The following is a 5,110-nucleotide window of genomic DNA, read 5'->3' on the forward strand; positions in this document are numbered from 1 at the left end:
AAGACAGCGAAAATCTTTGCTGAGAACCTGAAATTCTCCTGCAACACTTGTCTGATACGGTAAACTACGGCCAGATTAATCAGTTAAGGCCGTCAAATGTCCAGCCAACACCCCTCATTAAAAGCCGACAATACGCTTGGGCTTGCCATTCATACCCAACAACGCATTGTGGCGGAAACGCCCGCTGCTATCCTGGCTGCCTGGCAGGCCAGTCAGCACCAACAAACGCCATTTATGGTGTTAGGTGAGGGCAGCAACGTGCTGTTCCTGGAAGATTTTGCCGGCACGGTGGTACTGAACCGCATTAAAGGCATCGGTATCCGGGATGAGTATGATTACTGGAAACTGCACGTTGGGGCGGGCGAGAACTGGCATCAGCTGGTGAAAAGTACACTGGAAAAAGGCATTACCGGCCTGGAAAACCTGGCATTAATCCCTGGCATGGTCGGTTCCGCGCCCATCCAGAATATCGGGGCTTATGGCGTTGAATTAAAAGACGTCTGCGAATATGTCGATGTGCTTAATCTTCACAATGGTCAGACGGAGCGGCTCGATCGCGAAGCCTGCGAGTTTGGCTATCGCGACAGCATATTTAAACACCATTACCAGTCTGGTTATGTGATTGTGGCAGTAGGAATGATCCTGCCTAAACAGTGGCATCCGGTGTTGACCTACGGCGATCTAAAAACGCTTAATCCCGTCACCGCAAATGCCTGGGATGTCTATCATGCCGTCTGTGAGATGCGTCAGAGCAAGTTACCCGATCCTAAAGTCACCGGTAATGTGGGCAGCTTTTTCAAAAATCCGGTGATCACTCAGGCGCAGGCCAGTCAGTTACTGACTCGCTTTCCTTCAATGCCCAATTATCCACTGGCAAATGGCGAAACCAAACTGGCGGCAGGCTGGCTGATAGATCAGTGCCAGCTAAAGGGGTTCCGTCTGGGAGGCGCAGCCGTGCATCAGCAGCAGGCTCTGGTGTTGATCAACGCTGATGATGCAACACCTGATGACATGGTGGCGCTGGCCCGAACCGTGCGTAACCGGGTGGGTGAAAGATTTGATGTCTGGCTTGAGCCTGAAGTCCGTTTCATTCAGGCACAGGGTGAATGTAATGCTGTTGAGGTAATCGCATGAAGGACCACAACGTTCCATTGAAACTGGTCGATATTTTATCGGATGGTGAGTTTCATTCAGGCGAACAGCTAGGTGACACGCTGGGCATGAGCCGCGCCGCGATCAATAAGCATATCCAGACGCTAAAAAGCTGGGGGCTCGATGTTTATACCGTGACCGGAAAAGGGTATAGCCTGGCTGCGCCGATACAGTTGCTGGACGAACAGGCGATACTCTCACGGGTTAAGCAGGGCAATATTTCGGTGATACCGGTTATTGACTCAACAAATCAATATCTGCTGGAACGGATGCATGAACTCCAGTCTGGCGCTGCCTGTATTGCCGAGTACCAACAGGCTGGACGCGGAAGGCGTGGCCGTCAATGGTTCTCCCCGTTTGGTGCCAATCTCTATATGTCGATGTACTGGCGTCTTGACCAGGGCCCGGCGGCTGCAATGGGGCTCAGTCTGGTTATCGGCATCGTCATGGCTGAAACATTACGTGCTATGGGCGCTGATGATGTCCGGGTTAAATGGCCCAATGATATTTACCTCAAAGATCGTAAACTGGCAGGCATCCTGGTCGAACTTACTGGTAAAACCGGCGATGCTGCGCATATTGTAATGGGTGCCGGGATTAATCTGGCAATGCGAACAGCGGATGCGTCACAGATCAATCAGGGCTGGATCAACCTGCAGGAAGCGGGTGTCACAGTTAACCGTAATGAACTGGCTGCCAGTCTGATTAACAGCTTACGTGATGCTCTGCCGGTGTTTGAACAGGAAGGATTAACACCCTTTATCGCACGCTGGGCCGCACTGGATAATTTTATTAATCGGCCGGTGAAGTTACTTATTGGCGAACGTGAAGTGCACGGCATTGCTCGTGGTGTGGACAGTCAGGGAGGGCTGTTATTAGAGCAGGATGGCGAAATAAAATCCTGGGTAGGCGGAGAAATATCACTTCGGCCAGTCTGAATATAAAAAAGGCCTGCAATTATGCAGGCCTTTTTTATTCATGCCGTTTATTTACGCAGCCGGAGCTTATCGACCGCATGATTAGCACTCTTGGTCATAATCAGGCTGGCTCTTTCGCGAGTGGGCAGAATGTTTTCCTGCAAATTCAGCCAGTTAATCTCTTTCCACAAGTTGCCTGCTGTTTCAATCGCTTCCGCTTCTGAGAGCTGAGCATAATGATGAAAATAAGAGTCGGGATTGGTAAACGCGCCCTGTCGAAATTTCAGGAAGCGGTTGATATACCAGCTCTGTAAGAGATCTTCAGCCGCATCGACATAAATAGAGAAGTCGACAAAATCGGAAACAAAGACGTGGTGGGGATCGTGCGGATAATCCATCCCACTCTGTAGTACGTTAAGCCCTTCAAGAATCAGAATATCGGGCTGCTGGATGACCTTGTCCCCGTCAGGGATCACATCATAAATCAGGTGCGAATAAACCGGAGCAGTTACCTGGCTGGCACCCGATTTCAGGTCGGAAACAAACTTCACCAGCCGATGCATATCATAAGACTGCGGGAAGCCCTTCTTCTTCATCAGACCCCGCTCTTTCAGCACCGCATTGGGATGAAGAAAACCATCGGTTGTGATCAGCTCAACTTTACGGTGCTCGGGCCAGCGGCTCAGCAGTGCCTGCAACACGCGCGCGGTGGTGCTTTTCCCCACGGCAACGCTGCCTGCAATGCTGATGATATAAGGTATCTTTTGCCCGTTGGTGCCGAGAAACTGTTCAAGCACGGCCTGACGACGAACATTCGAGCTGATGTAAAAATTGAGCAGACGCGAAAGCGGCAGATAGATCTCTGCGACCTCTTCCAGCGAGAGGTCTTCGTTGATCCCCTCCAGTTGGGCGATCTCCTCTTCTGACAGCGTCATCGGGACAGAATTGCGCAATGCAGCCCACTGGTCACGCGTGAACTGCAGATAAGGCGTCGTCAAAGGTGTCGTTTTATCCATAAGCATGCATCTGACCGCAAATTCGTTACTTTCAGGAGATTGTTGCCCGGATGGGTAAGACAACATGGGAAATTTGAATCGCGGATCACAGGTTTATCAGTGAGAACAATGGGCTGGAGGGTATCACCAGTCGAGCTTTCAACAGAAGTAAAAAGATAAATGAGCGCTCGCTTTCGTCGGCATGCCCACAAAATGCTGCAATCCTGTTAACGCCTTACCCCGCTGAACCCGATGACTTTACACTGTACTCTCTATTCCTGATGAGTATAGCGTGCGAAGGCTGACCTGCCCGTCACCGGCTTTTAAAGCCGCTGATGTGGTTTTACGCTATTAAGGCGGGGTATGAGCCACTTTCAGGCTTTAACTGCACACAATGCGGCCTGCAAACGTACACGTCACTGATTAGCGATATCGCGAAAATGCCCGGGCAAGATTTTCCGGATGCGTTTTTGCAGTAATAATAAGAGGGGGAGGGGCAGGGAGAGGGTAAAAAAGCACCACTTAACGTCATCACAGCAAAATAAATTTGTTGCTGCGCTGCGCAGACCACCATAAAAACCGCATCAATCCGTGGGTCAGTACCCTATACAGTCCGGCAGGCACCCGACAAATCATCTCTGGATTGCACAATAATTCTGCAGAAAAGCGCCAAATTGCGATGATTTGCACAAATAGTAAGCGATAGCGCAATTTAAGCGATTTTTTTGTTGCATCCTGAAGCCGACCTTCCTAGAATGCGCGTCACTTGATGCCGGCTTAGCTCAGTTGGTAGAGCAACTGACTTGTAATCAGTAGGTCACCAGTTCGATTCCGGTAGCCGGCACCATCAAGTAGGTGGGATTCCCGAGCGGCCAAAGGGAGCAGACTGTAAATCTGCCGTCACAGACTTCGAAGGTTCGAATCCTTCTCCCACCACCATCTCAGCCTTGCGGTTGAGAACCAGATAAACAACCTGTTTATCTGTCAGGTGAGTCACTTCTCACCCTGAATTCAGGCTGTGCATTAGCGCAGTCAAAGTCGGTCAGCTTCGCTGACAGGCTGTGAATAATAGGGGAACATCCTCTGTTACTCACAAGCTACAGAAAGAACAGGTAGCCGAGTTCCAGGATGCGGGCATCGTATAATGGCTATTACCTCAGCCTTCCAAGCTGATGATGCGGGTTCGATTCCCGCTGCCCGCTCCAGATGTGCTGATATGGCTCAGTTGGTAGAGCGCACCCTTGGTAAGGGTGAGGTCCCCAGTTCGACTCTGGGTATCAGCACCACTTCCTTTATCTCCCTCCTGATTTTCTCTCTGTAACTTCCTTGCAGTCAGGCATTGCCTGGTTAATGTGATGATATCTTTGATATATCCGTGTCTTAGAGGGACAAGCGATGGCTAAAGAGCAATTTCAACGTAACAAACTGCACGTAAACGTGGGCACCATCGGTCACGTTGACCACGGTAAAACCACCCTGACTGCAGCTATCACTACCGTTCTGGCAAAAACTAACGGCGGCCAGGCGCGTGCATTCGATCAGATCGACAGCACACCTGAAGAAAAAGCGCGTGGTATCACCATCAACACCGCACACGTTGAGTATGAGACGGCTTCACGTCACTATGCACACGTTGACTGCCCAGGCCACGCCGACTATGTGAAAAACATGATCACCGGTGCTGCGCAGATGGACGGCGCGATTCTGGTTGTTGCTGCGACTGATGGCCCAATGCCACAGACCCGTGAGCACATCCTGCTGGGTCGTCAGGTTGGCGTTCCTTACATCATCGTGTTCCTGAACAAGTGTGACATGGTTGATGATGAAGAGCTGCTGGAGCTGGTTGAGATGGAAGTCCGTGACCTGCTGTCACAGTACGACTTCCCAGGCGACGACACCCCAATCGTTCGTGGTTCTGCACTGAAAGCGCTGGAAGGCGTTCCAGAGTGGGAAGCGAAAATTGTCGAACTGGCTGAACACCTGGACAACTACATCCCGGATCCAGTTCGTGCGATCGACATGCCGTTCCTGCTGCCAATCGAAGAC

At 51.0% G+C, this 5,110-nt stretch carries 4 protein-coding genes and 4 tRNA genes; 7 read left to right on the plus strand and 1 reads right to left on the minus strand.

The window, feature by feature from the left end; all coding sequences use genetic code 11:
* Positions 1-96 precede the first annotated feature (96 nt).
* Both murB and birA read left to right on the plus strand, forming a co-directional pair.
* Complete coding sequence (gene murB / locus HA41_RS19160) at positions 97-1,134, plus strand: UDP-N-acetylmuramate dehydrogenase (RefSeq protein ID WP_094122084.1); 1,038 nt, start codon at positions 97-99, stop codon at positions 1,132-1,134.
* Positions 1,131-2,090 (plus strand): bifunctional biotin--[acetyl-CoA-carboxylase] ligase/biotin operon repressor BirA, encoded by a 960-nt coding sequence (gene birA / locus HA41_RS19165; protein WP_094122085.1) that lies wholly within the window; start codon positions 1,131-1,133, stop codon positions 2,088-2,090. Before murB ends, birA begins: the two co-directional genes overlap by 4 nt.
* Positions 2,091-2,137: 47 nt before the next feature.
* On the opposite strand, the gene coaA is transcribed toward birA, so the two are convergent.
* A complete protein-coding gene (gene coaA / locus HA41_RS19170; protein WP_143807377.1) occupies positions 2,138-3,085 on the minus strand; it encodes a type I pantothenate kinase in 948 nt (315 codons plus the stop codon).
* Positions 3,086-3,835: 750 nt separating this feature from the next.
* Between coaA and HA41_RS19175 the strand changes: the two genes are divergently transcribed.
* The 5 genes from HA41_RS19175 to HA41_RS19195 all read left to right on the plus strand — a co-directional run.
* Positions 3,836-3,911, plus strand: a tRNA-Thr gene (locus tag HA41_RS19175).
* A 7-nt stretch (positions 3,912-3,918) separates the two neighbouring features.
* Positions 3,919-4,003 (plus strand) — tRNA-Tyr (locus tag HA41_RS19180).
* Between the two features lie 191 nt (positions 4,004-4,194).
* Positions 4,195-4,269, plus strand: a tRNA-Gly gene (locus HA41_RS19185).
* A 5-nt stretch (positions 4,270-4,274) separates the two neighbouring features.
* Positions 4,275-4,350 (plus strand) — tRNA-Thr (locus HA41_RS19190).
* A gap of 109 nt (positions 4,351-4,459) precedes the next feature.
* On the plus strand, positions 4,460-5,110 hold a 651-nt coding region (locus HA41_RS19195; protein ID WP_143807378.1), incomplete at its 3' end, for a GTP-binding protein.

Source organism: Pantoea conspicua (genome assembly GCF_002095315.1).
GTDB lineage: Bacteria > Pseudomonadota > Gammaproteobacteria > Enterobacterales > Enterobacteriaceae > Pantoea > Pantoea conspicua.